Genomic DNA, 2,630 nt, shown 5'->3' on the forward strand with positions numbered 1-2,630 from the left:
CCAAAGGATAAATGGTTTTTAGACAAAACTTTTGCGTTTTTTTCTGATTTAGATTATTTTTGTACCCGGAAATCAGTGTCCATAATCGAACAATAATTTCAAATAGATAAAAATATGATTAATGCACAAGACATCAAGAACGGAACATGCATCCGTTTAGACGGTAAATTGTACTACTGTATCGAATTTCTTCATGTGAAACCCGGAAAGGGAAATACATTCATGCGTACCAAACTGAAAGAGGTAGTAAGCGGACGCGTTCTTGACCGTCGTTTTAATATCGGTGAAAAACTGGAAGATGTTCGTGTAGAACGCCGTCCGTTCCAGTTTTCTTACAATGAAGGAGATCATTATCATTTTCTGAATCAGGAAACGTGGGATGATGTTACTATCGATAAGGATCTTATTACCGGCGTTGACTTCTTGAAAGAAGGAATGGTGATAGAAGTTGTTTCGGATGCATCTACCGAAACGGTATTGTTTGCAGAGCTTCCGGTAAAAGTGGAACTTCAAGTTACCTATACCGAACCGGGAATTAAGGGAGATACTGCAACGAATACTTTAAAGCCGGCTACCGTAGAAACCGGTGCTGAAGTTCGCGTTCCTTTGTTCATTAATACAGGTGAAACGATTCGTATCGATACGAGAACAGGGGAATATATGGAACGTGTCCGTTAAGTCTGAGAAAGATTTAATATATTATTGCAACGATCCGGTAGTGAAAAGTCCCGGATCGTTTTTTTGTTGAGACAAATGGAAAATATAAAAACTTGGACGAAAAGACTTTTTCGAAGAATCTCAAAAGTTTCTTAGATTGTGTGTCAAAAACAGGGACTTGTATAAAAATGTATAGAAAATTTTATACTTTTGTGCCCTGAATATAAATCTTCCGTGTGCTTGCTACCACGTTAAAAACAAGAACTCCTTTCTCGTGTCCGTATAATCCCGGAAGAATATAATCTGTTTTTATTTTAAAATTCAATAAGAAGTTATGAAGCAAAAAGAAACTGCGTTGGTTTGTTTTTCCGGAGGGCAGGATTCTACTACTTGTCTGTTTTGGGCGTTGTCGCATTTTGAATCGGTCGAGGCTGTCTGTTTTATTTATGGTCAGAAACATGTGAAAGAGGTAGATGTAGCCCGTAAAATTGCGGCAGAAGCAGGTGTTCCGTTTGAAGTCCTTGATGTTTCTTTGATAGGTCAGTTGACCCATAATTCGTTGACAGACTCCAGTATGGTAATGGACAAAGAAAAGCCTGAAGATTCTTATCCGAATACGTTTGTGCCTGGGCGCAACATGGTTTTTTTGACATTTGCAGCTATTAAGGCATTTCAAAAAGGAATACGGCATTTAGTGACGGGGGTGTCACAAGCCGATTTTAGCGGTTATCCTGATTGTCGGGATACTTTTGTCCGATCTTTGAACGTCTCTCTTAATTTGGCGATGGATACGCATTTTGAAATACATACGCCGTTGATGTGGAGAGATAAAGAGACCGTATGGAGATTGTCTGATGAATTAGGAGTTTTCGATCTGGTTCGGAACGAGACATTGACCTGTTATAATGGTATCCTTGCTGATGGCTGTGGAGAATGCCCTGCTTGTAAATTACGGAAACACGGTTTGGATTTGTATTTGAAACATCGTAACGGATAGAAATAATTTCAGGAGTTTTTTTAACATAAAACTAAAAAATACATACCTTTGTCCTTTCTCATAATACAGATAATGCTATGCCGTATTTTTCAGTTATCATACCGGTTTATAACCGTCCGGATGAAGTTCGGGAATTATTAGAAAGTCTGAGCAAACAGACATTAAAAGATTTTGAGGTTCTTTTAATTGAGGATGGTTCTGTCAATCGGTGTGATACGGTAGCTCAGGAGTTTGACAAAGATCTGAATATCTGTTATTTCTATAAAGAAAATTCGGGGCGTAGTCTTACTCGGAATTATGGAATGGAAAGAGCCTCGGGAGAATATTTGATTTTTTTTGATTCTGATTGTATCATTCCCGAGCGTTATTTCGAGATTGTCAAAGCTCGCTTGGAGGAAGATTATGTCGATTGTTTCGGCGGGCCTGATGCGGCACATTCTTCTTTTAGTAATTTGCAAAAGGCGATCAGCTATTCTATGACTTCATTTTTTACTACAGGAGGTATTCGAGGTGGGAAAAAGGGTATGGAAAAGTTTACCCCGAGGACATTTAATATGGGCTTCTCTAAAGAGGTGTATAAGCGAGTGGGAGGTTTTAAAGATATGTTCGGCGAGGATATCGATTTGAGTTTACGAATTCAAAAAGCCGGTTTTCATACTGTTCTGATTCGGGATGCATTTGTATATCATAAACGTCGTGTGAGTTTTCGATCGTTTTATCGACAGGTTTCGGTATTCGGGAGAGCTCGTGTTGACTTATATTTGCTTCATCCGGAGTCGTTAAAGATCGTTCATCTTTTACCTGCGGCATTTGTACTTGGATCGTTGATATTGATCTTATTGTCATTTTTCTGTATATGGGCGTTACTCCCGTTGATTGTATATTTTTTGGCTCTGTTTTTTGAATCATTGGTTTGTAATCATAGTTTACGGATTGCGGGTTTGTCGGTTTTGACAAGTATCATACAGTTAGGCGG

3 protein-coding genes are annotated in these 2,630 nt (G+C 38.7%); all 3 read left to right on the plus strand.

The genetic code is table 11. The annotated features are described in order from the left end of the window. The first annotated feature begins 114 nt into the window (after positions 1–114). Entirely contained in the window at positions 115–678 is a 564-nt protein-coding gene (efp, locus tag AC1WHX_RS11770) for an elongation factor P (RefSeq protein ID WP_009318018.1), read from the plus strand. 313 nt (positions 679–991) lie between these two features. Then, the gene (gene queC / locus AC1WHX_RS11775; RefSeq protein ID WP_481229434.1) at positions 992–1,654 is read left to right on the plus strand and encodes a 7-cyano-7-deazaguanine synthase QueC; all 663 of its coding nucleotides are present in this window, start codon (positions 992–994) and stop codon (positions 1,652–1,654) included. A gap of 77 nt (positions 1,655–1,731) precedes the next feature. Next, a partial coding sequence (locus AC1WHX_RS11780) for a glycosyltransferase family 2 protein (protein ID WP_481229436.1) occupies positions 1,732–2,630 on the plus strand: 899 nt, incomplete at its 3' end.

Source organism: Coprobacter sp., assembly GCF_982436375.1.

Excerpts from the sequence above, each read along its gene's own strand:
- efp (WP_009318018.1), top strand. The coding sequence starts at position 115 with ATGATTAATGCACAAGACATCAAGAACGGAACATGCATCCGTTTAGAC.
- queC (WP_481229434.1), top strand. The coding sequence starts at position 992 with ATGAAGCAAAAAGAAACTGCGTTGGTTTGTTTTTCCGGAGGGCAGGAT.